The sequence below is a fragment of the Mucilaginibacter sp. SJ genome (genome assembly GCF_028993635.1).
Lineage (GTDB): Bacteria > Bacteroidota > Bacteroidia > Sphingobacteriales > Sphingobacteriaceae > Mucilaginibacter.
In genome coordinates this window covers 5097267-5122214 of the sequence record NZ_CP118631.1, presented here as the reverse complement: position 1 = coordinate 5122214, position 24948 = coordinate 5097267, and the positions used below count along the sequence as shown (strand labels likewise).

Sequence of the window (24948 nt, the reverse complement as noted above, 5' to 3'; positions counted from 1 at the left end):
CAACCTCATCATCAATCAACTGTGTGTATTTTATTGGCTAATTAATAACCAGGGTTTTGTGTTAATGCGCCACCGCTCAGGTCAATTTCATTTTGTGGCACCGGCCATACTTCGTTTTTGCCGGCTTTCCAACCGCGTGAGCCAAAAACCTCGGTACCCCTGCCCTGACGGATCACGTCGAAATAACGTTCAAATTCCATAGCCAGTTCAACCCGTCTTTCCTGGTATATAGCTTTACGAAGGGTTGCCTGATCGGTTGTAATTACTTTTGGCAAAATAGCATTGTTTCCTGCACGGGCACGGGCGCGAACCTGCTCTAACGGAATTAAGGCAGCTGCAGAATTACCAAGCTCATTATTAGCTTCAGCGTTCATCAGCAATACATCAGCATAGCGTAAAACGATTTTATTTTGCTGGCAACCTTCATTAAAGCCTGATACATACAGGCTAAAAGGAACGTATGATTTTTGGTTATACATCGGGTTATCTCCGCTGGCCGGGATCTTATCACCCTCTGGCGTAGTTTCGCCCCTGAAAATGATGGTAGCGTCACGTCGCGGATCGCCGGTTTCATAAGCTGCCGCCAGCTCCGGACTTGGCACGTTAAAACCCCAGCCACCACCGGTAACGCCACGTACTCCCTGTACCTGCGAGTATTGTGAGTTTGATGCATCCGGATTGTTAGGGATCAATGCACACTGTATTTCAAATACAGATTCCTGGTTGTTTTTATGATTGGTGCGGAACATTTGTTCGTAATTTGGAAACAACAAATAGCCCATGCCCATTACCTGGTTGGTATAATTCAATACATCGCTCCACTTTTTCAGGTACATGGCAACTTTTGCATGCAATGCAATAGCAGCGCCTTTAGTAGCATGACCGATATCGGCCGAGCTGTAGGTTTGCGGCAACACATTAGCGGCATCAGTTAAATCTGTTTCAATAGCAGCCCAAACCTGTGCTTTTGCTGTACGGGGTAAGTTATATTCAGATGCATCTTTAGGTAAGGTTAAGCGCAACGGCACATCGCCAAAAGCCCTAACCAACCTAAAATATGAATAAGCCCTGATAAACTTAGCTTCGGCCAGATACCTTGCCTTTAAATTTTCATCCATGGTAATACCAGGCACATTGGTCAAGATCTGGTTAGCAAAGTTGATGTTCTGGTACTGACCTTTCCAGAAACCACCCAATTGGGCATCCCCCGCAGTAATGGTAAATTTGTGATAGTCATTAAAGAAGGTAGCATCACTGGCGGTACTGCCTTTTTCTACATCGTCAGAACCCATGCTCTCTACAGCAATAGGTGCAAAAGCGATATTGTTCCACTCGCGCAGGTTAGCATACATGGCGCTAACCGCTTTAGTAGCATCATCCTGGGTTTTGAAAAATTGGGTTGCCGCGGTATTTTGAGCCGGATCGACATTTAAGAAGCTTTTTTTACAGCTTTGAAACGATATGAATGAAGCGATAAGACCTACAGCGATGGCCTTATGCATATATTTTGTACTATTTTTCATCTTTATATTGATTAAAAAGTAACGTTAACACCAAAATTATAGGTAGCAAATAACGGATACACACTTGCATCAATACCACGGCTGCCTACAGCACCACCAATCTCTGGCGAGAAGCCTTTGTAACCAAACAGGTTGATGGCGTTTTGTGCGTTTGCATAGATCCTGACTTTTGAAATATTCAGTTTCTTCAGGAAGTCGCCCGGAATGGTATAACCCAGCTGCGCGTTCCTCATCCTGAAGTATGCACCGCTTTCAACATAAAATGAGTTAGGGGCGGCATTGCTGTTTTTACCAACGTTTACTGAAGGGTAGGTATTTGAAGTACCAGCCCCGTGCCAGCGATGATCATAAAAGTCCTGAGTGAAGTTTTCGTTACCAAAACGGTAAGCGATATTGGCGTTATAAACACTTACACCCGCAACACCCTGAAAATCTAACGCCAGGTCGAAGTTTTTGTAGGTGAATGATGTGTTTATACCGTAGTTATATTTTGGCAGCGGGCTACCTAAGGCTACGCGGTCACGACTATCCAATATGCCGTCGTTATTGGTATCCTGGTAAATGAAATCGCCAGGGGCCGCGCCCGGTTGTTTTGAAGCAGCAACCTGCTGTGCGGTTTGGAAAATGCCTGTTACTTTGTAGCCATAAAACTGTCCTATCGGCTGGCCAACCACGGTGCGGGTAGCTAATGCGCCGTTGGCAATGCCTTCGCCACCATCATAAATTGGGTTTTGACCGGTTACTACATTAAGTACTTTATTATTATTGATACCAATATTACCGCTAATACTGTAATTGAAATCTTTAGATGGGTTATCTCTCCAACCTAATGAAAATTCCCATCCCCTGTTTTGGATACTTGCCTGGTTACCTATCAGTGAGCTGTTATTTGTACCCAATGAGCCAGCCACCGGGATTGCGAAAATAGCATCCTGGGTTTCCCTGTTATAATAATCTGCTTCAAAAGTTAACTTGTTATCAAGCAAGCCACCTTCGATACCAAAATCAGATGATACTGTTTTTTCCCAAACAATAGACGGCGGCACAATAGAGTTAATACTTGCACCCGGGTAAACAGTAAGCGGATTGCCGAATAAACCTGTGAGGTAAGGATCTGTCGCGATAACTTGTACGGTAGGGTTAATTGGTACGCCTGAGTTACCAACTTTACCCCAGCTTCCGCGTAGTTTCAGGTTGCTGAATACCTTCTGATCTTTCATGAACTCCTCGTTGGTAATTACCCAACCGGCACCAACCGAAGGGAAGTAACCATAAGTGTGATCGCCATAAAACTGTGAAGCACCATCACGACGAATAGAGGCATTCAATAAATATTTATCTCTGAACGAATAGTTAACACGTGCAAATTGTGATAACGCACGGGTGTGGATCTGACTGCCCGGAGTTGCAAAGAAATTTACGTTAGTGGTGTCAGGGAATGAGCTTCTGATGCTGCCGTTTTTCACATACGGAACATAATCGGCCTTACCATCTATTTGCCTGGTGCGGTTGTTCTGCGCACTGTAACCTACCAAAGCTGTCATTTTATGATCTTTTATTTTAACATCATAGGTAAGGGTGTTTTCCCAAATCCAGTTACGAACATCGGTGTGGTTGATATCCAGATTGGTTTTATTGCTTTGCTGACGCAGGGTGGCCGTATACTCAGGTGTAAATGCCCTTACTTCATTCTGGCTGATATCGCCGCCAAAGCTTGATTTAAATTTGAAGTTTTTAAGGAAGGTAACCTCGCCGTAAGCATTGTAAGTAAAACGCTTGTTTTTTGTTCTCTGGTTAAAGAAATCAATAGTGGCCTGCGGGTTATAATTGTTGCCATCACCGGTGCCATAATCGTTAGGATCGCCATAACTGCCATCGGCTTTGCGTACGGGTAGTGTAGGGGCCGCGCCAAATAACTGGTGGAAAATATCGCTGTTAACATCGCGCGATACATCAGACAAAGCACTTGCGGTGTAACCAAATTTTAAGTTTTTAGTTGGCTTAAAATCATTTGACAAGTGAACTGTATAACGCTGATAGTTATTTGTTTTGGCCAAACCATCCTGGTTAAGGTAACCGAACGAGTAATTGTAAGTATACTTATCGGTACCACCACTTATTGAAGCCTCATGGTTTGTGGTAAATGCCTTGCGCAATATTTGTTTGTACCAGTCGGTTCCTTTACCGTATGATGAAGGATCGCTGAATATCGGGTCACCGCCATTTAATGCTGAAAGCTCATTTACCGCTGTAGCATATTGATTGGCGTTTGCCATTTTTACCTGGTTGGTAACAGCCTGAAGACCTACATAGCCATTATAGTTAATAACCGGTTTGCCTTTTGTACCACGTTTTGTGCCGATTAAAACAACGCCGTTAGCGGCACGGATACCGTAGATAGCAGTACTTGATGCATCTTTCAAAATGCTGAAGCTTTCAATATCCTGCGGATTAAGGAAGCTGATATCATCATACCAAACTCCGTCAACCACAAACAATGGTTTTGTGTTACCATAAATGGTACCTAAACCACGGATGGTAATATCCGGCGATTTACCCGGGGAACCACTGTTGGTGATTTGTACACCTGATACTTTACCTTGTAAGCCGCTCAAGGCATTTGGCGATGCCTGTTTAGCAACATCAGCACCCTTAACGGTAGCTATCGATCCGGTAACGTCAAGCTTTCGTTGGGTACCGTAGCCAATAACAACTACCTGTTGCAGCTCATTGGTTTGAGGTTGAAGTGTGACGTTAATAGTTGTTTGATTGCCAATGGCTACTTCCTGTGTGGCATAGCCTATATAAGCTATTGATAAAGTTCCGTTTGCTGGGGCCTTGAGCGTAAAAGCTCCATTTACATCTGTTTGGGTACCTATAGTTGTTCCTTTAACTGAAACAGACACACCTATTAAAGCTTCGCCTGTTTTTCCGTCAGTTATTTTACCTTTTAGTGTAACGTTTTGTGCAAACGCCGCGTCATAGCAAAACAACAGTAACAACATCAACCCTGAAATAGTAAAGATTCTTTTCATAGTGGTTAATAAATAATACGGATTGAAAAAATAATTGGTTTATTGATTTGCAAAGCTGTACAGATAATCAGCCTTTAACAAATAATGTAACTCAACATTAATACACCTGTATAAGAATACTTTCACAAGAAAAGTTTTTCTAAAACATAAGCATCTATTTAACAGATAGTTAAAAGTAAACTTACTACTACACAACTTGCATAGTACCCAATGCCTCAAAATGATGCAATGAGAGGTAATGATGTAGTGTTAAAGCTCGATGAGAAACTCGGTAAGGTTTTTATCATGCTCCAGATTGAGCTTTTTACGCAGCCTGTAACGCCTGATCTCGACGCCCCTTAATGAAATATTAAGCAGTGAAGCCATTTCTTTACTGCTCATGTTCATACGCAGGTAGGCGCATAATTTAAGATCGTTTGGTACCAGATCGGGGTGACCTGCCTTCAATTTTTTGAAGAAATTTTCGTGTGCTTCATTGAAACTGTTTTCAAAAATGTTCCAGTCGCGGTCATCGCTCATGCCTTCATCAATTACTTTCTGGATGCGGCGCAATTGCTCATCAGCAAGTTTCTTACCATCCTCTCCTTTCAGGTGGGTTAACTCGTCGCTTATCTTTTGCAGCAGCTCATTTTTGTAAACTATGTTCATGGCCGAATTTGCGAGTTCACGGCTTTTACTGGCCAGGTCGGCTTGCAGCTGCTCGTTCTTTATATTGATGATGTGCTGCTCATTTGCAATAGCTTCCTGCTTCAAAAATTCTTCCTTCTCTTTCTGCAGCTTTTGTTGAATCTGCTGCTGATGTTTTTTTAATTTAAGACCATAATAATACCTTATCAAATAAAACAGCAATACAGCCAGCAACACATAAAACACCATGGCTATTTTACCGGCATACCAGGGCGGTAACACTGTAAAGGTTATCATTGAAATAGCAGACTGATACTGATCATTGATTTTTGCGCGTACCTTGAAATTATAGGTACCCTGGTTAAGGTTAGTAAACTCTTTTTGACTTTGCGGCGTCCATTCGCTCCATTGATGCGAGTACCCTTCCAGGTAATATTGAAACCTGATTTTTGCCTGTGTATAATAAGGCAGAGAATAGCTTATGCGGATGTTGTTTTCGGCATAAGGCACTTCAATATTGTTACTCTCTCCCGCAGCTTCGCTTATCAACGATACCTTATCAGTAACATTCTCTATCCTCCTGATCAGTACACCGGGTATTTTGAACGTATTGGGCAACTGAGCATCTGCATCATTCAAGATTACAAACCCGTCGTCAACACTTATCAAATAGGTTGAATTGTTGATACGGTTGATTGTTTCATAATGTTGTACCATTTGCCCATTCAGGATAGAAAACCTGTTGGTATCAATTGTTAGCTTACCGGGAACAGACATATCAGCCAAACCAACCCTGCCATGGTTTATGAACCAGTATTTTTTACCTATAGCCTTGATGATTTTGCTTGAGGTTGCAAATGTGCCCAGCTTGCTGTTAAGCTGCTGATATTTATAAAACCTGTCGGTGATATCATCATAAACATAAAAGCCCGAATCGGAAGAAAATACGATGCGGTTATCCAGGTCAAATACGTTGATATTGTAGCTACCCGGCAATCCATGCATTTTGTCATAATAAACATGCGACACTACAGTACGCTGGTCGGCACTTAAAGTGAGTTTATATATGCCTTTATAGGCATGGCTTACCCAGATCTGGCCTTTGGGATCGCGCTCTACGTAACGTGAGGGCTCACTAAACCCTGCCAGTTTGTGGCTATATTGCCAATTGCCTCCGGCATCTTTACGGTAAATAACCAAACCCGTATAGGTTCCCTGCATCAACACATCGGGAGCCATTTTCTTGATAGTCCAGCCACCTGTTACATCTGAGATCTTTTTTATCGAAGCTCCGTTTACCTGGTATGTTCCATCATTATGGCCGCAAAGCAACCTGTTATCCTGTAACGACAAGTCCCACACCTGCCCCTGTGAGCCGGGAATAAGTTTAAAATCAAAGGTTTGAAATGGGCTGTTATGACTATCAGGCAGCCAATCGCTATAAAACAAACCCTGGTTAGTACCGAGATAGATCTTTTTATCAAAAATGATACTTGAATAAACAGTCCCAAATTTGCCTGTTTTGTCGAAATAAAAATACAATGGCGAATTAACCTCTATTCTGTCGATGCCATTATCAAGCCCGGCCCACAGGTTTTGCCCTGCATCGGTATAGAGGCTCAACACGGTATTGTTTTGCATACCGCTTGCTTTATTGATATGCTGTACCACACGCCCTGCGGTATCTATGATCACAATGCCATTCAGGATAGTACCGTATGCAAAATATTTATCTGCTATAGCGACACCATTATTTAGCTGATACGTTGTTAAAAAATCATTAGCCTGGTTGGCCCATGGCTTAACCGTTTTGCCATCGTATATAAATAAACCGTTTTTTGCCGTGCCGATGAGATATTTATTGTGCTGAAAAGGCAAAATAGATAACACACCGCTTGCACCTAAAATATTGCTGCCTTCAATATATTCAAGCTTTGAACCTTTAAGCTCAAAAAGCCCTTTGGTTAATTGCTCTAAAAAAAAGCGGCTACCACATTTAAAAAGGAACAAATACGGCTCATGCGTTTTTAACACTTCAATTTTACCAGCCGAGTAAATATAGATAGCCCCGAATGATTGGAAAAGCACCCTGTTGTTATCGCAATATATTTTCCAGATCTCTTCGGTTACCGGTAAAAAGTTTTTCGGTACCAGGTTAACGAGTGAGGTATATTTTAAAATGCCCTTACCATCGTTATGCCAATAGCCAAATTCACCATATCCACCGGCATACACCCTGCCCCTGCCATCAGCACTAACTGAGCGTACAATTAAGCCATTGGGCATGTGGTACTGCTGCCAATATTTACCATCAAAGGTGAGCAGGCCTTCGGCATTGCCAAAGTACATGATATCGTGCTCATCGCGCGTTACCGACCAGTTTTGGTTACCAAATTGATAAAGTGCCTTAGTATAGTTTTGAACATAGGGAACACCTACGCTCTTAATATCTACCGACCACGCGGGCCAAACTGATATAAAAACAAGAACGATAATAATACACAGGGTTTTACGCATGGGATGTAGCGGCTCAATTTGCTAAAGTAGTGTTTGTACCCGACAAAATAAAAAAGCCTACCCTTGAGGGTAAGCCTTATATAATTAATTGTGCCACAGCTGTTATGCTATTGGCTGCAGTTTATTTTTACTCACATTTACCGGTTGAGGCACTTTTACATAATACCCGGTACCATCATAAACCCGTTTACGCGGATGCTCTTTACAAGCATCGCTGCAGCAGCCGTCCATAGCGGTTCCGCATTCATCGCACTGGGTAAAATGTTCGTTGCACTCGGGGTTGGCGCAATTGATCATTTTTGGTGTGGTTTTGCCGCAATTGAAGCAGGTTGAAATAACAACAGGGTTAACGCTGTTCACATCAACCGAAAGGCGGTTATCAAACACATAGCATTTACCTTCAAAATCCTCGCCGCCCGCTTCTTTACCATATTTAATGATGCCGCCATGCAACTGGTACACTTCGGGGAAACCTTCGTGCAACAACAAGGCCGATGCTTTTTCGCATTTGATGCCACCGGTGCAATAAGTCAGGATCTTTTTATCCTTGTACTTGGCCAGCTCATTGATCATTGCCGGAAAATCACGGAAGTTTTCAATATCAAGGGTTACCGCATTTTTGAACTTGCCTAACGAGTGTTCATAGTTTGAGCGCACATCCAAAACAACAACATCGTCCCTGTCTTTCATAGCCAAAAACTCTTTTGGCTCCAGGTGTTTGCCGGTTTTTTGTTTCGGGTCGATGACATTAGGGTCACGGAGACCTGAGTGCACAATTTCTGACTTATAACGCACATGCATTTTTACAAAGGATGGCGTATCTACTTCATCTATTTTAAAGTCGATACCGGCAAAACGTTCGTCGGCATGTACGGTATCCATATAGGTTTTGCAAGCTTCGGCAGTACCTGATACTGTACCGTTAAGCCCTTCATCGGCCACAATAATGCGCCCGGTTAAACCTAAGCTTTTACAAAATTTTAAATGATCGGCAGCAAATTGCTCCGCATTAGCTATTGTCGAATAACAATAGTATAGTAGGGTATTATACATTTTCATAAAATCATTGATACTGCTGCAAACAGTGTTAAATGAGCGGCGCAAAGATACGAACTTTGTTCGTAGTCCGAAAGTCTGAAGTCAGAAAGTCCGTAAGTAAGAAGTCAACCATTAAATCAAGAGCAAAACTTTCGGACTTAAGCGGACTTTCCGACTTCCGGACTCCCTTATCTTATCCCATAAAAGATCCTAAACCCCTGGATGTATTTTTTATCGCCGGCGTAGGAGATACCGTAGTCAACACGGAAAATTAGGCGCTGTACGCCTACGTAAAACTCGCGGTAATTGCGGTTATTTTTCGTGGTGAGGTAGTTGGCGCCGATAATTTCTTCAAGCTTCCACTTTCTTAACAACGGGATATGATTAAATATTGAACCTGCAAAGTTATGTTGGTAATGCGCCTCTAAAAACGCACCGTTGGTACTATAGGTATAAAAAGGCAGGAAGTGGAAACTACCTACATAGGTAGGATCAAAAGTGGTACCCTGGTTACCTAAAAAGTGGTTATAATCCATGTAGTACAGGTTGTTGTTATTGAAAAAGCCTCCGCCCGATACTTTAAATGATGAATAGCCCGAAAGGCCTACGCGGATATGGTCCTGCGAGAGATCGACAGAAGCAAAATCGTAATCTACATCCGAGCCAATGATATTTTTAAACCCTTTACGGTAGTTTACCGTTAAGGTTGGATATTTTGAAGGCAGGTTGAACTTGCCGGTGGGCCGGGTTTCGTACCGCTGATCAAAAGTAAAAGTAGCCGACGCGTTAAATACAAGCGCCTGATTGTCAGGAAACAAAAAGGAATGGTCATCAGCCGGAGTACCCGGAGGGGCTAATGGATTATTTGATGTAAACTGGCGATCTTTAATATCCTTTATCTTGCTAAAAGACGTATTGTAAAGCTGCGAGCGGCTTGAATACGACAAACCTCCTTTTAAAAACACGCCGTTTAACACTTCGCGCTGATAGCCGAAATCGCCATAATGGCTTCGGTAATATTTAACATAGTTATTTTCGCTCAGAAGCGTACTCAGCGTGTTGAAATATAACGAACGCGTGCCTACATTGTTAAGATCAAGCACATCGCTGCCAAAATCAGCATAAAACTTAGCGTTATGGAAAGGATCGTTCTTATACTCAAAACCCATGTTGGCGCTGAAGATTTTGTTAGAGAAACCATAACGCAAGGCGGGTGTAATTGTCAATGAATGAAAATCATCAATGGTACGGATATAGCTTACCTTTGCATTAATGCCAAAGCCCTCAACCGTGTTGTAATAAAAGGTTTGTATAAACGGAAAAATATACAATGAATCCCTGTTGCTTTTATTGCTGGCGGCATAACCAAAAATCAGGTAGCCAGGATAGTTGATATGATTTTTATGATGCTGAAGCGAATCCAGATAAGTATCCGTCTTTTTATATTCTTCAAAGGCATCCTTTTTTTTGTAATCACGATCCTCAAAAGCGGTTAAGGGTATGGGCCTTGCATCGGCCCAGTAGCCCGGCTTTTTACTATTGGCTACCGTATCAATTTTCAGGATCTCACCGGTAAAAAAGTTATCAGGAAATGTCGGGTTGATTTTATAGTTATTATAAACAGCCGCATAATATCCGCCAAATTTAAATCCGAAGACGGCCCCTTTAAAACTGTATTGGGTTGATGCAGGCATCCATACGCTATCGGTTATGGCTACGTATTGCTGCCTGATCTTTAATGTATCAACCAGATTGAGGTTGCTCGTTTTATTTTCAACAAACAGGTCAACGCTGTAAATGCGCCAGTCGCCGTCAACAATATAAATATCGCCCTGAAAATACTGACCATGCCCGCGTTTCGGAATCACCTGGATTTTGTGGACGGTATGGCCATTTTCAACTGAGGTTCCAAGCAATTTGTAATTATAAAACCTGGGACCATATGAAGCAACCGGAGAAACAAAGCCACGGGTAGCTAACCCGTTTATAGTAAATACATTCTGGTAAAAATTAGCCTGTAGATCAGATGCTTTTTTGTAGCCAAATGCTGTATTCTGGCCAGCCATCCGGTTGGCGATAGTAATCTCCCGTACTTTGTTTGGTTTTTGAAAATTGTATTCAGATATTGATTCGGACTGGTAGAGTATCCCTCTACCGTTTGTATCCAAATCGAGGGTTTTTCTTACCTCCTGGCCCAACAATGATTTAGGTACGCTCAGTAATTTTTGTACTCCTTTGATATAAACAGCACAGGAGTATGAAGTGGCCTCCTCGATATAGTATTTGCGCTTTTTCAGCACTTGTTTCATGATGGTATCGGCAGCATCCCGGTTTTTACGATAGGTTTCGGCTACCCTGTTGGTGGCAAATACTTCATCGGCCATTTGTACATTATGTTCCTGATCCTGATCTGTTATGGTGACCTGCTCTATCTTTTCAGTATATCCAACATAGCGATATATGACGTTATAGGTACCGGGAGCAAGTTTAAACTGGTAAATTCCGTTTTCGTTGGCGGTAGTACCATAGGTGGAATTACGGATATAAATGGAAACAAAAGGAATGGCCTGTCCATTCTTATCGGTTATTTTTCCTGTCAAAAGCGATTGCTGCGCGGAGGCCGTTATTACGCTTAAAGCAATGGCCAATAGTAGTATATATTTTCTCATATGTTACTTATGCGTAATACTTTAGAGCTTAAAAATGTTTTATTATCTACTTAATAATTATTTAAGGTTTAATAAACCCAACCAAATGCCCGCGAATGCTTAATTTTGCCCTCTTTAAAACACGTATGCTATGTACAACACACTAAAGCCGGTTTTACAACAGGAGTTAACCGAAATTGAAAACGCCGGGTTATACAAAAAGGAACGGATCATCACTTCGCCCCAGGGCGCCGATATTACTGTTCAGGGCGGTGCTGAAGTAATTAACTTTTGCGCCAATAATTACCTCGGCCTATCGGGTAATGCCAAAGTAGTACAGGCCGCCAAAGATGCCATGGATACGCATGGTTACGGTTTATCGTCTGTACGGTTTATATGTGGTACACAGGACATACACAAAGAGCTCGAAAAAAAGATAGCTGAATTTTTGGGCACTGAAGATACCATTCTGTATGCGGCAGCGTTTGATGCCAACGGCGGTGTGTTTGAACCTCTATTCAATGATCAGGATGCCATAATTTCTGACGAGTTGAACCATGCTTCGATCATTGACGGTGTGCGCCTTTGCAAGGCCCAGCGCTACCGTTACAAGCACGATGATATGGCCGACCTGGAAGAAAAATTAAAAGCTACGCAGGAACTGCGTCACCGAATCATCGTTACCGATGGCGCTTTCAGTATGGACGGCACCATTGCCCAGTTAGATAAAATCTGCGACCTGGCCGATAAATACAACGCGCTGGTCATGATAGATGAAAGCCATTGCTCAGGTTTTATGGGCAAGAATGGCCGCGGTACGCATGAACATCATAATGTGATGGGGAGGATTGATATCATCACCGGTACATTAGGTAAAGCTTTGGGTGGCGCATCGGGTGGTTTTACATCTGGTCGTAAAGAAATTATTGATATGCTACGCCAGCGCTCGCGCCCGTATTTATTCTCTAATACTTTGGCACCAGCAATTACCGGTGCTTCAATTGCGGTACTGGATATGCTAAGCGAAACCACAGAGCTTCGCGACAAACTGGAAAGCAATACCCAATACTTCCGCCAAAAAATGACCGAAGCTGGTTTTGACATTAAACCCGGCGTGCATCCTATAGTCCCGGTTATGCTATATGATGCCAAGCTGGCCCAGGAGTTTGCCGCAAAAATGCTTAATGAAGGTATTTATGTAATAGGCTTTTACTATCCGGTTGTACCGCAGGGTAAAGCAAGGATCAGGGTACAGATCTCGGCAGCGCATGATATGCACCACCTTGATAAAGCTATCGCGGCGTTTACTAAGGTGGGGAAGGAACTGGGGGTGCTTAAATAACACGCGTAGTTTTTTTATATTTGTAGATATAATTCCTTTTTATGGAAAGTACAAAGTTAACTTTGAGTATCAAGGCCGATTCGCTGTCTCTTGTTAAGGAGTATGCCAAACGGCAACACACCAGTGTATCCAAACTGGTGCAGGAGTTTCTTGATGGCATAGCAGAGCAGGAAAAAAAGGACGATCCGATAAAAAAGAAGTATAAAAATGTGGAAATACCTGAATGGATCAAACAACTTACAGGTATAGTGAAGGATCCTAATCCGGATATGAGCTACGATGATATGAAACACGAATATTTCAAAGAGAAATATGGCATATAAACGCCTCTTTCTGGATAGCGATGTTTTACTGGACATGTTTTTTAAAAGGGAACCTTTTTTCTTTCACACTCAGATACTGCTAATTGAGTGCATAAAAAGAAATATCGAATTGCGAACCTCCTCATTGGTGATAGCAAACATAGTTTACGTGTTGAGGAAACAGGTTGGGATATTGAAAGCCAAGGAGAATTTAAAGAATCTGTTTAATTCTGCAAAAGTGTTGCCTTTCGAATTCGATGCAATAGAAACAGCAATATTAAGTGATATCACAGATTTTGAAGATGCCATTCAATTTCACATTGCCCAAAAAGATAATTGCGACGCCATCATCACCCGAAATATAAAAGACTATAAAAACTCAACAATACCGGTTTTAACAGCCGAACAATTTTTAAATACATTATAATGCAAGCTCAGATAGACCAATATACCGCCGAGATCAATGCTTTTTCGCCAGCTAATGCTGATGAACTGGAAGCGTTCCGTATTAAATTTTTAGGCACCAAGGGTATTATTAAAGACCTTTTTGAGCAGTTTAAAAGTGTTAGCCCGGAAGAAAAACGCACTTTCGGTAAAGTACTTAACGAGTTTAAACAACTGGCCGAAACTAAATATAACGAGCTGAAGGAAAATTTAACATCCGACGTCCAAAATTCGAAATCCGAAATCGATCTTACTTTACCCGGTGATGGTTTTACAGTTGGCTCACGCCATCCGCTGTCGTTGGTTCGTAACGAGATCATCGATATTTTTAAGCGCTTAGGTTTCGTTGTTGCGGAAGGACCGGAAATTGAAGACGACTGGCATAATTTCTCAGCCCTAAACTTTCCCGAAGAGCACCCCGCACGTGATATGCAGGATACCTTCTTCATTAAAAAGAATAACGGCAAGGATGATATTGCCCTACGTACCCACACCTCATCGGTACAAGTACGGATGATGGAAGCAGGCAAACCACCATTCCGTGCAATTATGCCGGGCAGGGTTTATCGTAACGAGGCTATTTCGGCCCGCGCGCATTGCTTTTTCCACCAGATTGAAGGTTTATATGTTGATGAAAATGTATCTTTCTCTGATCTGAAACAAACCCTTTACCACTTTGTACAGGAGCTTTATGGCGAAGGTACTAAAGTTCGTTTCCGCCCTTCATACTTCCCGTTCACCGAGCCATCGGCCGAGATGGATATTTCGTGTACCATTTGCGGTGGTGCCGGTTGTAACATGTGTAAGCACAGTGGTTGGGTAGAGATTTTAGGCTGCGGTATGGTTGATCCTAACGTTTTGGAAAACTGCGGTATCGACAGTAAAAAATATACAGGTTTTGCCTTTGGTATGGGTATGGAGCGTATTGCCAACCTAAAATATGTGATCCGCGACCTACGCCTGTTTTCAGAAAACGATGTACGTTTCCTTAAACAGTTCCAAACTGAAATGTTATGAGGAAACTCACTATAATATTATTGGTAGTTACCGGTTGCTTTTCGTGCGGAAAAGCAACCGATAATGTACCGAGCGTACCTGTTAATTTCCAGGCCGCATTGGGCACACCGGCATTGAGCCCCCTTAACGTTGCGGGCGGCGCGGTGGCCATCAATGGCTATGGCGTTGCCGGACTAATCATTTACCGCAAAGTGAACGGCACTTATGCGGCCTACGACCGGTGTAGCAGTTATCAGCCCGAAAAAAAATGCGCCGTAACAATTGACAATACAGGCTTTACGGTAACCGATCCCTGCAGCGGTTCAAAGTTTAGCCTGGAAGATGGCACACCGGTAAAAGCCCCGGCCACAAAGGCATTAAGAACCTATAGGGTAGCTGTTACCCAGTTTGAAATTCAAGTAACTAATTGATGGAAGCCGATAAAATAAAAGATAGCATTAAGCGGGCAGCACAGGAACTTTTCCGCAAATTCGGGTACCATAAAACCAGTGTTAATGAGATTGCCAAAAAGGCAAAAATTGCCAAGGCAACCATATATAAATACTTCGACAGCAAAGAAGCCATATTACACGTTTTGCTGATGGACTACATCAAAGCCAGCGTTGATGACCTGGTACAAAGCAATTGGAATGATATTGATGAAGAGGTTTATCTCAATAACCTCATCATGAAAACCTGCCGCCTCTCCTACACCGTTTGTAATGAGTTTATCGGCTGGGATTTTATCCGCGAATCAACCAACTCCCAGGATTTTTTAAAGAACCTATCTAACGAACTGGAAGAACTGCTTATGGCTTCGTTTATCCAGTTACCGGGCATCCGCAAGCACGAAACTTACCAGCAACGCCTGCGCTTCCTGATCAAATGCAGTAAAAGCATTGTGTTCAGTTTCGCCTTTACCTCGGTAAGCGATTCGGATGTGAGGAAAAATTTTGTTTCTTTTCAGAAAGAGATTTTACCTTATCTGGTTAAGGCTGCGGTTTCGGTGTAAGAATACCTTTCAATTAAAAACTACCTAAAGAAAGACCTACTTATTGCCGTTGATTTTAGTCAACGGATTAAAGGAGTAGACAGCCGGGCTTCAGCCCAAATCCAAGCTGTATTTCGGCTAAAGCTTTCTGTCTTTCGGCAATAATTCCGTCGACTAAAGTCACGGCAATGATTTTATTTGATAGCTATCTGACCGGCCTTCAAACAGTTTTTAACTATTTGAGTAAAAATTTCCATTATTTACTTTTAAATACAAAGTACTTTACATTATATTTGTCATAGGCTTAAACAAAGAGCCCTTTCTTTTTAATTATAAACTTTGAAATACAAAGTACTTTATATCTAAACAATCATGATAGAGGAACAATCACCCAAACAAACAACATTAGGCTGGCTCAAAGAATCGGCAACTTTTAAATTGATCTTTATCGGGCTATTGGCGCTTTTGCTCTTAATTCCATCAGCCTTCGTCCAAAACCTGGTAACCGAACGTGCAGTCAGACAGGGGGAAACGGCCAAAGAGGTATCAGATAGCTGGTCGGCCAGCCAGATTATCAAAGGCCCGATATTGGTTATCCCTTATAAAAAAGGAATAAATATAACCGATACCGCTAAGCAAACGCCTATAGAAAACCTGTACATTTTGCCCGACAACCTTCACATTAAGGCAGGCCTTACAACACAGCTTAGGCACCGGGGCATTTTTGACGTGGCGGTGTACAATACGCAGGTAAAAGTAAGCGGTAATTTTGCCAGGCTTGATCTCTCCTCACTCGGTATAAATATAAACCAGCTTCTTTTAAACAAAGCCAGGTTTGAATTTAGTGTGAGCGACCTGAAAGGTTTGAAAAGCAACCCGGTTATAAAAACAACTCAACCCATACTTGGCGCCGAACCTTCATTTGAATCCGTATTTGGCAATGGTTTGCAAGCCGGTGTCGATCTTTCAGCAATAAACAATAACGAAATTCCATTTGATTACACGCTTGATCTGAAAGGCAGTGAAGGATTAAGCTTTTTACAAATGGGTAAAACTACCGATGTGCGGGTAAATGGCAACTGGAGCAGCCCGAGCTTTGATGGCAATTTCCTCCCCGATGATGCTAAAGTTGATACCGGCGGCTTTAGCGCCAGCTGGCGTATGATGTATTACAACCGGCCATTCCCGCAACAGTGGACCGGTCAGCAAAAAACGTTGGATAACGACAAAAAACTGGAAGAGGCCACTTTTGGTGTAAAGCTTCGCCTCCCGGTTGACCAGTACCAGAAAACCATGCGTACCAGTAAGTATGCGATATTCATTATCCTGCTCACCTTTATCTCCTTGTTTTTAACCGAGGTTATCCGCAAGCAACCGATACATATGTTCAATTACATACTGATTGGTGCGGCTATGGTTATTTACTACACACTGCTATTATCGTTTTCAGAGCAGGTTGGCTACAACATGGCCTATCTTATTGCTTCTGTATTAACCATAGCACTTATATCCGTATTTATATCATCCCTGCTCAAAAACGGCAAGGCGGCATTATTGTTCGCCTTTATTTTGGCTGTCTTTTATGCCTTCATCTTTGTCATCATTCAACTGGAAGATCTTGCCTTAATGGTTGGCAGTATCGCATTGTTTATTATAATAGCTGTACTAATGTATTTTTCGCGCAAGATAAACTGGGATAAAAATTAAGCATTGCATATACCAATCAGCAAAGGTTTCAGAAATCTTTGCTGATTATAAATTAAACCTTATACCGATTTGGTTTTTAGTTTAAAAATTGCTATGTTAGCATAGTAATTTTTTATTTTATGAGCCGCGAACTAACAGAACTTTCCGACCTGATTGATGAGCAATTTGAGATAGAAGATATTACCGTTGACGATAATATGGTTAACTATCTGCTAAGTTTATTTGCTTAGAGATCCTGCTTAAGATCGTAACGTCTTTTAAAGGCGACCGGCTTTCTTTTGCCTCTCTCCTCCCATTTTCAGGATTAAATAAATAGGGTTAACTTTGCAGCCTGATGAGTAAAGCTAACAAACCAAAGTTTTTTGAGAACGTGCAGATCATTGACATTGCCGAAGAAGGCAAAGGCGTAGGCAAAGCCGATGACTTTGTGCTTTTTGTAGATAAGGCCGTACCCGGCGATGTGGCAGATGTACAGGTATACCGTAGTAAGAAGAACTTCGGCGAAGGCAAGATCACCGAATTAAAACAAGCTTCTGAATACCGAACGCAAGCTTTTTGCGAGCATTTCGGCACCTGTGGTGGCTGCAAGTGGCAACACATGACCTACGAGGCCCAGCTTAAATTTAAACAAAAGTCAGTTGTAGATGCCTTAAGTCGCCTGGCTAAGATCAACGTTGAAGGTATCATGCCTATCGTGCCTTCGCCGGCCGACAGATATTACCGCAACAAACTTGAGTTTACCTTCTCCAACAAACGCTGGCTTTACGATGGCGAAAACAAGGAAGACGGCGCCCTGAACATGAATGCCCTCGGTTTCCATATTCCCGGCAGGTTTGATAAGATATTAGATGTAAACCATTGCTATCTGCAGGCCGAACCATCAAACAGCCTGCGCAATGAGATCCGCGATTTTACCATTCAACAAGGATATACATATTACGATCTGCGTAATCACAGCGGTATGCTCCGCAATTTGGTTGTACGTACCTCATCAACCGGCGAGATCATGGTGATTGTAGTTTTCGCTTACGCAGAACAAAGCGAGATTGATAACCTGATGAGCCACATTGACGCCCGTTTCCCGGAAATAACTTCATTGTTATATATCGTAAACCAGAAAAAGAACGATACTATTTTTGACCAGGATGTTGTAGCCTTTAAAGGCCCCGAATATATCCACGAGGAAATGAATGGCATCAAGTTCCGTATAGGGCCTAAGTCATTTTACCAGACCAACTCTGTACAGGCACTCCGTCTGTATGAAATAACCCGCGATTTTGCGGGTTTTAAAGGCGATGAACTGGTTTATGACCTTTACACTGGCGCCGGCACCATTGCCAACTTTGTTGCCGGTCACGTGCGCGAGGTTGTTGGTGTTGAGTATGTACCTGCTGCCATTGAAGATGCTAAGGTAAATTCGGCCATTAACAATATCACCAACACCAAGTTTTATGCGGGTGATATGAAAGATGTATTGGTGGCCGATTTCGTAGCTGAGCATGGCAAGCCGGATGTGATCATTACCGACCCACCACGTGCAGGCATGCACCCGGACGTAGTAGCCCGCCTCATGGAAATTGAAGCCCCTAAAATTGTTTATGTAAGCTGCAATGCCGCCACCCAGGCCCGTGACCTGCTGGTGCTAAAAGAAAAATATGATACGGTTAAAATTCAGCCGGTAGATATGTTTCCGCATACCCAGCACGTGGAGAACGTGGTGTTGCTTACTTTGAGAGATTAGAGGTTAGAGATTAGTTGTTCCTGGCCTATGGTTCATAGTCGCAATGTTTAAGAGTCAATATAATCAAAAAACAAATCGGTGTAATCATCTAATAATCGGTGTAATCCCAAAAAAATCAACGAAATCAGCGTAATCAAAAAAATCAACGGTCATGAACCCTGAAGAACTGCTTAACGAAGGAAATGAACGCAACAAACCGGCGGCTGATAGTCCGCTGATAAGTTTGGAGCGCGACCTGAAATATTTTAACGACTCAATTAAAGAGATAGCCGAAGAGATCATTAACGAAGGACTCTCTTCATACCCTATTTTCATAGCTCATCAGCACGAACTTAGTTTAGGCGAATTAATCCTTGATCGTCATGATTTAAACTCGGAATGGAGCATTCATGCTTCTACATTGGAAGAATTTGTAGAACGAGACGTTATAAAGCCTGTACTGAAAGAACGCTTTGTTAACAGCTACAAAGATCCGTACCAATTTATGTGCGTATTTGTAGTGGTTCCCGAAGGCGCAAACTTTGTGTTTTTCCCTTACGCTAAGTAAGTTTTATTTATATAAATTTGAGACGTGCGGCCCCTTCTCCCGAAGACGCAATATGGAATGGACTATTTTAGTTGAATCCTGCTTCCGCATAAAAGCTCCTTTAAAAAGAGCAATAAATAATGCTGATAAAAATGCCTGAAAAAAAGCTTCTCATACTAAATAAGCAACAGATCCAGCAAAAGCTCGACAGGATGGCCTACCAGATACTGGAGGATAATTTTGACGAGAATGAAATATTGATAGCCGGTATCCTGCCGCGTGGCAACCACATTGCCGAGCGCCTGAAAACCATCCTCGATGGCATTGCGCCTTTCAAAAGCCGCCTGCTTACTATCGAACTTGAAAAACAAAGCAGCAGCTTAAGCGCCAATATTGATTTTGAGGTAGAAGAATGCAGTAATAAAGTGGTGATACTGGTTGATGATGTGCTGAACAGCGGTAAAACCCTTGCTTACGGCTTTGGTGTATTTTTGGATGTTCCGCTGAAAAAGCTCCGTACCGCGGTATTGGTTGACCGCAATCATAAAAGCTTCCCCATTACTACCGATTTTGCAGGTGTAGCCCTTTCCACTGTTATTAAAGAGCATGTTGACGTAGTGCTTGATGAAGAAGATGGCGAAGAGGATGCGGTTTATTTGAGGTAAGATGAATTCCGTCTCTTATATTCAACTGATTTTTATTCAATAAATCATTTTATATAGATCGTCATTGCTGTAAGAAGTACGAAGCGATCCGCCATTGGCAGAGCAGCAAGGCAAAGTTTATGACACTTTCCTCTTCTTGGTTTTTATAATTAAAAAATGGCAGAAAAGATTAATCATACAAGAGACTGGTGGGAAAATTTATCTGAAGCCCAAAAGCAGCATATTGACGAAGGTATAGCTGATGCCGAAAATGGCAGAAAAATTTCTTCCAAAGAGTTTTGGGATAAACTAAAAGGACAAAATGAGAATTAGTATTCTCGTGTTTTGGGCGTTCCTTCGGCCGGGCTTTCCGCTCATACTGCACGGGCATTAGCCACAGGCCGGTATCCGCTTCAATCCCTAACGCAAACTATAGCATAATTTTAAATACTAACCCCCAGCGCCTCTTCCAGCTTCTCAACCGACATATCAATCCCTTCAACAATATTTGTTGCCTGCAGGTAGAAACCTTCACGCTCGGCCAGTTTGCCGGTGATAAATTCTACCAGTTCATCGCCTTTTTTACCTTGCAATACCGGGCGTATGGTTTTGCTATTCTCCAACCTGTCGGCCAGGGTTTTGGGAGATAGTTTTATGTAGAGGGTTTTACCGTTGGCATTCATCCAATCCATGTTATCAAAAAAACAAGGCAATCCTCCGCCGGTTGATACCACCGTATTTTCGGCATATTCAGTTTCTTTCAATACCTGCGATTCCAGTTTACGGAATGCATCCTCGCCAAATGAGGAAAAATATTCGGCTATGCTCATGCCTGCTTTGGCTTCCAGCACATGATCAAGATCAATAAATTCGTAGCCCCATTTGGCGGCCAGTTTGCGGCCCCAGGTTGTTTTGCCACAGCCCATGAAGCCCACAATAAAATATCTCATAAAAATTCCTTCAGCTTAATTTTACCCGCGGGTCTATCCAAACATAGATAACATCCACCAGGATACTGATCACCACAAATATAAACGCGATAAATAATATAGAGCCCATAACCACCGGAAAATCCGACATTTCCAGCGCATCAACGGTAGCTTTGCCTAATCCGTTATAACCAAAAATGTATTCTACAAAAAACGAACCTGCCAATAGCGACGCAAACCAGTTGGCAATGGCGGTAATTACCGGGTTCATGGCATTTTTAAGTGCATGACGGTAAATAATCGTCCGGTTACTTAATCCTTTCGCTTTGGCAGTTCGGATGTAATCCTGCCCCAAAACATCAAGCATCGCATTGCGGGTAAGCTGCACAATAATAGCCAATGGACGCAAACCCAAAGTAATTACCGGCAGCACCAGATTTTTCAGCGTAATCACTTCGCCTTTAAACGGGTCATAGCTATACAAACTGCCCGACATATTTAAATGTGTGTAATTACTTAGCACAAAACCAAAGATCCAGGCAATGATAATCCCGGCAAAAAAAGAGGGGGCAGAAATGCCCAGTGTTGAAAAACTAATAGCCAGCTTATCAATCCAGGTATCTTTGTTCACCGCGCTTGCCACGCCCAAAAAAACACCGATAATGATAGCGAAGATCATAGCAGCCGCGGCAAGCACCAGGGTATTCGGGATCACTTCCATCAGTAATAAGGCTACATCCTTACGGGTTTGATACGAACGTCTCAGGTAAGGCCATTTTAACGCCAGCACCTTGCTTTTGCTTACCGGGAATAGCTTTACATAGCCGTAACGCTGTTGCTCATCAACTGTATTAAGGTGAATCCCTACAGGGGAAAGGTCATTTAGATAATAGGCGAATTGCACCGGGACTGGTTTATCCAGCCCAAACTCTTTGCGTACGGCCTGAAGCGATTGTACGTCGGCTCGCTGTCCCTGGGTCATGCGGGCCGGGTCGACAGGTAAAATATTGAACAAGAAAAAAACAACAAACACCACCCCCAGCATTACTGCCAGCCCGTACATTAATTTGCGGAGCAGGTAAGGGATCATTTGGTTATTTCTGTAAGTATTCCTTTACTATGTCTTCGTATTTAGGCACCGAATGATAATGCCACTTATTAATAACGGTGCCATTCTTAATTAACAAAACGCCCGGATTGGAACGCACCATTGATTTCAGCGGAACACCGTCTGCATAAAAGATCTCGCTGATCAGTTTATGCTCTTTGGCAAACGCTTTGGCATCGGCTGCGGAATTTGAGGTGAGCAGTACGGTACGGATATTATAATTATCAGTCAAATTAATGGCCAATGCGTTTAAGCGATTGATAGCATCTTTATCTGTTTCGCTCAAATCATAGGCTACAATGAACAGGCTATAAAAAGGGCTCGAAAGTAATTCTTTGGTATAATCGTTCCGCTGTTCATCCTGGATAGCCAGGTCACGAATTTTAGGCTCATATCCCTTTTTCACCAGGCGGTTTTCCGGGTCACCAACAACTTCCCAACTGGCGTCCTTCCAGATATTACTTTTAAGGTATTCCTTATCGTTCATCACCTTGGTAGCGCCTGTTTTTTTGTTTTTGAGGTGATAGGTAAGTTCAAACTCGTCAAGAGGTGCACCGGGCGGAATCTTCATTTCATCGGGTAGGTTAGCACCTATTTTGTATGGCAGAAAGTCAATGACCGGCGAAAAGTTGTAGGTGTATACCCCGATGCCAACCGAAACTACGGCAGCGCAGATCAGCCACTTATCGCCAACCTTCGCGCTAAATAATGGCTTAATTTCTTTGCGCTTTACAAACAATACCAGCACCAAAGCAAGCAAAACCATATCCTTACTGAAGGACTGCCATGGTGTTAAGGGAATGGCATCGCCAAAGCAGCCGCAGGTTTGCACCACTTTAAAAAAGGCCGAGTAAAAGGTTAAAAAGCCAAAAAAGATAATCAGCAATAACAAGCCCCAGGCAACTTTAACAGCTCGCGCACCTATTAGTAAAGCGAAACCCAGCAACATTTCAAGCGCGCATAACACAATAGCCATCGTAAGCGCTAGCCCATTGAGGAAAGTCATATGAAAAACCTCAAAATACTCCACCAGCTTATACGAAAAGCCCAGCGGATCATTGGCTTTGATCGCTCCCGAAAATATAAACAATAAGCCCACCAATAAGCGTGGGATCCATATTACAGCGCTATTTGATGATGTATTTTTCATAAGCTTTATTTGCCCAGATGTATATTAAGCTTGATCAGCGCGAAAACGGCATAGTTCAGCATATCCTGGTAGTTGGCTTTTACACCTTCTGAAGCTTCTGTAAGGCCCTGATTATCTTCTATCTGTTTTACGCGGAGCAGTTTCATCAGTATCAAATCTGTCAATGAACTTATGCGCATATCGCGCCATGCTTCGCCGTAATCATGATTTTTGGCAAACATCAGCTCTTTGGTTTCATTCACCTTCTCGTCAAACATCTGGCTCACATGATCAGGGTTAAGCTCTGTCGACATTTCGGGGCCGCATTCCAGCTGCATCATCGCAATCACACAATAGTTAACAATGCCTATGTATTCGCCGGTGATATCGTCGCCTACTTTTGATACTTTCTTTTCCTCCAAAGTACGGATACGCTGGGCTTTGATAAAAATCTGATCGGTAATGGATTGCGGACGGAGGATGCGCCATGCGGTGCCGTAGTCGCGGGTCTTTTTCATGAAAAGGCCTTTACATATATTAATTACGCCTTCGTATTCTGCTGCTGTATTAGTCAAAAGATGCTATGTTTTGTTTGTTGTAACGTTGTAAAGCTTAAATGTTGGAAGGTTTTGAAGCCTGCGCCTGTAAAGTTAGTTAACTTTGCCGTATTATAACTTTGCAACACTTAACTAACCGTGACTAAAAATACATTTTTCCGTAAAAAAGTTACACTTAATGCCGGGGGCCGATTGATTGATCTTTCATCGCCAAAAGTGATGGGCATTATCAATATCACACCCGATTCGTTTTTTGCCGATAGCCGCAAACCCGGTGTTGATGAAGCCTTAAAACAAGCAGAAAAAATGCTGACCGATGGTGCAACGTTTTTAGACATTGGCGCGTATTCATCACGCCCCGGAGCGGTTGATATTTCAGCACAGGAAGAAACAGACAGGCTATTGCCTGTTGTTGAAGCTATAGCTGCCCAATTTCCGGAAGCTATTATGTCGATAGATACTTTCCGGGCAAAGGTTGCTGAAGCGGCTGTAAAAGGCGGCGCACATATTATCAATGATATATCAGGTGGCATGCTTGATGGTGACATGTTTGCTACTGTTGCCCGCCTGCAGGTGCCCTATATTTTGATGCACATGAAAGGCACCCCGCAAACCATGAACCAACTGGCAGAGTATGATGATGTATTTGGTGAGGTGTTTGATTATTTTATCTCGAAATACAGCGAATTAAAACGCCTTGGCGTACATGACGTGATCCTCGACCCGGGCTTCGGCTTTGCCAAAAAAGCGGAGCATAGCTATGAACTGATGAGCCGGATGAATGAATTTAATCTGTTCGGCCTGCCTTTACTTACAGGCATCTCGCGCAAAAGGATGATTTATGGTTTACTGGGAAATACTGCCGCCGAAGCTTTAAATGGCACAACAGTTTTGAATACCATAGCATTGATGAAAGGCACCAGTATTTTAAGGGTTCATGATGTGAAAGAGGCGGTGGAAGCGGTGAAGATTTGGGAGGCTTACCAGATTTGAGCTTCGGCGGCCGGGAGGCCGCTTGATAATTTGGCACTCGGCAGGAGCCGAGCGCCGGCGCCTTTTGTTTATTCCCCAACATACACCACGCTGACGCTCGGCTCCAGCCGAGTGTCGACTATTTCGCGGCCTCCCGGCCGCAGTAACCAAA

General features: G+C 42.7%; 21 protein-coding genes. 12 read left to right on the top strand and 9 right to left on the bottom strand.

Features of this window, described 5'->3' with window-relative positions; genetic code table 11:
* Positions 1 to 41 precede the first annotated feature (41 nt).
* The 5 genes from MusilaSJ_RS21330 to MusilaSJ_RS21310 all read right to left on the bottom strand — a co-directional run bounded on the left by MusilaSJ_RS21330 (position 42) and on the right by MusilaSJ_RS21310 (position 11409).
* Positions 42 to 1523, bottom strand: a complete 1482-nt coding sequence (locus MusilaSJ_RS21330) for a RagB/SusD family nutrient uptake outer membrane protein (protein WP_274986826.1) — start codon at positions 1521 to 1523, stop codon at positions 42 to 44.
* An 11-nt stretch (positions 1524 to 1534) separates the two neighbouring features.
* Positions 1535 to 4558, bottom strand: coding sequence for a SusC/RagA family TonB-linked outer membrane protein (locus tag MusilaSJ_RS21325; protein WP_274986825.1), 3024 nt, complete (start codon positions 4556 to 4558; stop codon positions 1535 to 1537).
* Between the two features lie 249 nt (positions 4559 to 4807).
* Positions 4808 to 7702: a triple tyrosine motif-containing protein gene (locus MusilaSJ_RS21320; RefSeq protein ID WP_274986824.1), complete on the bottom strand. Its 2895-nt coding sequence runs from the start codon at positions 7700 to 7702 to the stop codon at positions 4808 to 4810.
* Positions 7703 to 7804: 102 nt separating this feature from the next.
* On the bottom strand, positions 7805 to 8761 hold the full coding sequence (trhO, locus tag MusilaSJ_RS21315; protein WP_274986823.1) for an oxygen-dependent tRNA uridine(34) hydroxylase TrhO: 957 nt from the start codon (positions 8759 to 8761) through the stop codon (positions 7805 to 7807).
* Between the two features lie 167 nt (positions 8762 to 8928).
* Positions 8929 to 11409 (bottom strand): DUF5686 and carboxypeptidase regulatory-like domain-containing protein, encoded by a 2481-nt coding sequence (locus MusilaSJ_RS21310; protein ID WP_274986822.1) that lies wholly within the window; start codon positions 11407 to 11409, stop codon positions 8929 to 8931.
* Between the two features lie 130 nt (positions 11410 to 11539).
* Here MusilaSJ_RS21310 and kbl point away from each other — a divergent pair, with 130 nt between their 5' ends.
* The 11 genes from kbl (at position 11540) to MusilaSJ_RS21255 (ending at position 20414) form a co-directional block, all read left to right on the top strand.
* Positions 11540 to 12730 (top strand): glycine C-acetyltransferase, encoded by a 1191-nt coding sequence (gene kbl / locus MusilaSJ_RS21305; protein ID WP_274986821.1) that lies wholly within the window; start codon positions 11540 to 11542, stop codon positions 12728 to 12730.
* 41 nt (positions 12731 to 12771) lie between these two features.
* A complete protein-coding gene (locus MusilaSJ_RS21300; protein ID WP_274986820.1) occupies positions 12772 to 13053 on the top strand; it encodes a DUF6364 family protein in 282 nt (93 codons plus the stop codon).
* Complete coding sequence (locus MusilaSJ_RS21295; protein WP_274986819.1) at positions 13043 to 13459, top strand: type II toxin-antitoxin system VapC family toxin; 417 nt, start codon at positions 13043 to 13045, stop codon at positions 13457 to 13459. Before MusilaSJ_RS21300 ends, MusilaSJ_RS21295 begins: the two co-directional genes overlap by 11 nt.
* Complete coding sequence (pheS, locus tag MusilaSJ_RS21290) at positions 13459 to 14493, top strand: phenylalanine--tRNA ligase subunit alpha (protein WP_274986818.1); 1035 nt, start codon at positions 13459 to 13461, stop codon at positions 14491 to 14493. The genes MusilaSJ_RS21295 and pheS overlap by 1 nt, the downstream gene beginning before the upstream one ends.
* Positions 14490 to 14903, top strand: a complete 414-nt coding sequence (locus tag MusilaSJ_RS21285; RefSeq protein WP_274986817.1) for a Rieske (2Fe-2S) protein — start codon at positions 14490 to 14492, stop codon at positions 14901 to 14903. Before pheS ends, MusilaSJ_RS21285 begins: the two co-directional genes overlap by 4 nt.
* Complete coding sequence (locus MusilaSJ_RS21280; protein WP_274986816.1) at positions 14903 to 15484, top strand: TetR/AcrR family transcriptional regulator; 582 nt, start codon at positions 14903 to 14905, stop codon at positions 15482 to 15484. The genes MusilaSJ_RS21285 and MusilaSJ_RS21280 overlap by 1 nt, the downstream gene beginning before the upstream one ends.
* A gap of 351 nt (positions 15485 to 15835) precedes the next feature.
* Positions 15836 to 17170 (top strand): cell envelope integrity protein CreD, encoded by a 1335-nt coding sequence (gene creD / locus MusilaSJ_RS21275; protein ID WP_274986815.1) that lies wholly within the window; start codon positions 15836 to 15838, stop codon positions 17168 to 17170.
* 334 nt (positions 17171 to 17504) lie between these two features.
* Complete coding sequence (gene rlmD / locus MusilaSJ_RS21270) at positions 17505 to 18911, top strand: 23S rRNA (uracil(1939)-C(5))-methyltransferase RlmD (RefSeq protein ID WP_274986814.1); 1407 nt, start codon at positions 17505 to 17507, stop codon at positions 18909 to 18911.
* 151 nt (positions 18912 to 19062) lie between these two features.
* Complete coding sequence (locus MusilaSJ_RS21265; protein ID WP_090534162.1) at positions 19063 to 19458, top strand: hypothetical protein; 396 nt, start codon at positions 19063 to 19065, stop codon at positions 19456 to 19458.
* A 131-nt stretch (positions 19459 to 19589) separates the two neighbouring features.
* A complete protein-coding gene (locus MusilaSJ_RS21260) occupies positions 19590 to 20102 on the top strand; it encodes a phosphoribosyltransferase family protein (protein ID WP_129568425.1) in 513 nt (170 codons plus the stop codon).
* 156 nt (positions 20103 to 20258) lie between these two features.
* Positions 20259 to 20414, top strand: a complete 156-nt coding sequence (locus MusilaSJ_RS21255) for a hypothetical protein (protein ID WP_274986813.1) — start codon at positions 20259 to 20261, stop codon at positions 20412 to 20414.
* Positions 20415 to 20524: 110 nt separating this feature from the next.
* On the opposite strand, the gene MusilaSJ_RS21250 is transcribed toward MusilaSJ_RS21255, so the two are convergent.
* Genes MusilaSJ_RS21250 through MusilaSJ_RS21235 form a run of 4 tightly spaced genes read right to left on the bottom strand, consistent with a single transcriptional unit; the run spans position 20525 to position 23765 of the window.
* The gene (locus MusilaSJ_RS21250) at positions 20525 to 21031 is read right to left on the bottom strand and encodes a shikimate kinase (protein ID WP_274986812.1); all 507 of its coding nucleotides are present in this window, start codon (positions 21029 to 21031) and stop codon (positions 20525 to 20527) included.
* Positions 21032 to 21041: 10 nt separating this feature from the next.
* Positions 21042 to 22100, bottom strand: coding sequence for an ABC transporter permease (locus MusilaSJ_RS21245; RefSeq protein ID WP_274986811.1), 1059 nt, complete (start codon positions 22098 to 22100; stop codon positions 21042 to 21044).
* 4 nt (positions 22101 to 22104) lie between these two features.
* On the bottom strand, positions 22105 to 23268 hold the full coding sequence (locus MusilaSJ_RS21240) for a BT_3928 family protein (RefSeq protein ID WP_274986810.1): 1164 nt from the start codon (positions 23266 to 23268) through the stop codon (positions 22105 to 22107).
* A 5-nt stretch (positions 23269 to 23273) separates the two neighbouring features.
* On the bottom strand, positions 23274 to 23765 hold the full coding sequence (locus MusilaSJ_RS21235) for a DUF1599 domain-containing protein (protein ID WP_274986809.1): 492 nt from the start codon (positions 23763 to 23765) through the stop codon (positions 23274 to 23276).
* Between the two features lie 177 nt (positions 23766 to 23942).
* On the opposite strand from MusilaSJ_RS21235, the gene folP reads away from it, so the two are divergent.
* Positions 23943 to 24797 carry a dihydropteroate synthase gene (gene folP, locus MusilaSJ_RS21230; protein WP_274986808.1) on the top strand — a complete coding sequence of 285 codons (855 nt, stop codon included), beginning with the start codon at positions 23943 to 23945 and terminating at the stop codon, positions 24795 to 24797.
* Positions 24798 to 24948 lie beyond the last annotated feature (151 nt).

Excerpts from the sequence above, each read along its gene's own strand:
- MusilaSJ_RS21280 (WP_274986816.1), top strand. The coding sequence starts at position 14,903 with ATGGAAGCCGATAAAATAAAAGATAGCATTAAGCGGGCAGCACAGGAA.
- creD (WP_274986815.1), top strand. The coding sequence starts at position 15,836 with ATGATAGAGGAACAATCACCCAAACAAACAACATTAGGCTGGCTCAAA.
- MusilaSJ_RS21265 (WP_090534162.1), top strand. The coding sequence starts at position 19,063 with ATGAACCCTGAAGAACTGCTTAACGAAGGAAATGAACGCAACAAACCG.
- MusilaSJ_RS21245 (WP_274986811.1), bottom strand. The coding sequence starts at position 22,100 with ATGATCCCTTACCTGCTCCGCAAATTAATGTACGGGCTGGCAGTAATG.
- MusilaSJ_RS21320 (WP_274986824.1), bottom strand. The coding sequence starts at position 7,702 with ATGCGTAAAACCCTGTGTATTATTATCGTTCTTGTTTTTATATCAGTT.
- MusilaSJ_RS21260 (WP_129568425.1), top strand. The coding sequence starts at position 19,590 with ATGCCTGAAAAAAAGCTTCTCATACTAAATAAGCAACAGATCCAGCAA.
- rlmD (WP_274986814.1), top strand. The coding sequence starts at position 17,505 with ATGAGTAAAGCTAACAAACCAAAGTTTTTTGAGAACGTGCAGATCATT.
- MusilaSJ_RS21325 (WP_274986825.1), bottom strand. The coding sequence starts at position 4,558 with ATGAAAAGAATCTTTACTATTTCAGGGTTGATGTTGTTACTGTTGTTT.
- MusilaSJ_RS21310 (WP_274986822.1), bottom strand. The coding sequence starts at position 11,409 with ATGAGAAAATATATACTACTATTGGCCATTGCTTTAAGCGTAATAACG.
- MusilaSJ_RS21285 (WP_274986817.1), top strand. The coding sequence starts at position 14,490 with ATGAGGAAACTCACTATAATATTATTGGTAGTTACCGGTTGCTTTTCG.
- kbl (WP_274986821.1), top strand. The coding sequence starts at position 11,540 with ATGTACAACACACTAAAGCCGGTTTTACAACAGGAGTTAACCGAAATT.
- MusilaSJ_RS21300 (WP_274986820.1), top strand. The coding sequence starts at position 12,772 with ATGGAAAGTACAAAGTTAACTTTGAGTATCAAGGCCGATTCGCTGTCT.
- MusilaSJ_RS21295 (WP_274986819.1), top strand. The coding sequence starts at position 13,043 with ATGGCATATAAACGCCTCTTTCTGGATAGCGATGTTTTACTGGACATG.
- trhO (WP_274986823.1), bottom strand. The coding sequence starts at position 8,761 with ATGAAAATGTATAATACCCTACTATACTATTGTTATTCGACAATAGCT.
- MusilaSJ_RS21240 (WP_274986810.1), bottom strand. The coding sequence starts at position 23,268 with ATGAAAAATACATCATCAAATAGCGCTGTAATATGGATCCCACGCTTA.
- MusilaSJ_RS21235 (WP_274986809.1), bottom strand. The coding sequence starts at position 23,765 with ATGAAAAAGACCCGCGACTACGGCACCGCATGGCGCATCCTCCGTCCG.
- pheS (WP_274986818.1), top strand. The coding sequence starts at position 13,459 with ATGCAAGCTCAGATAGACCAATATACCGCCGAGATCAATGCTTTTTCG.
- MusilaSJ_RS21250 (WP_274986812.1), bottom strand. The coding sequence starts at position 21,031 with ATGAGATATTTTATTGTGGGCTTCATGGGCTGTGGCAAAACAACCTGG.
- MusilaSJ_RS21255 (WP_274986813.1), top strand. The coding sequence starts at position 20,259 with ATGGCAGAAAAGATTAATCATACAAGAGACTGGTGGGAAAATTTATCT.
- MusilaSJ_RS21330 (WP_274986826.1), bottom strand. The coding sequence starts at position 1,523 with ATGAAAAATAGTACAAAATATATGCATAAGGCCATCGCTGTAGGTCTT.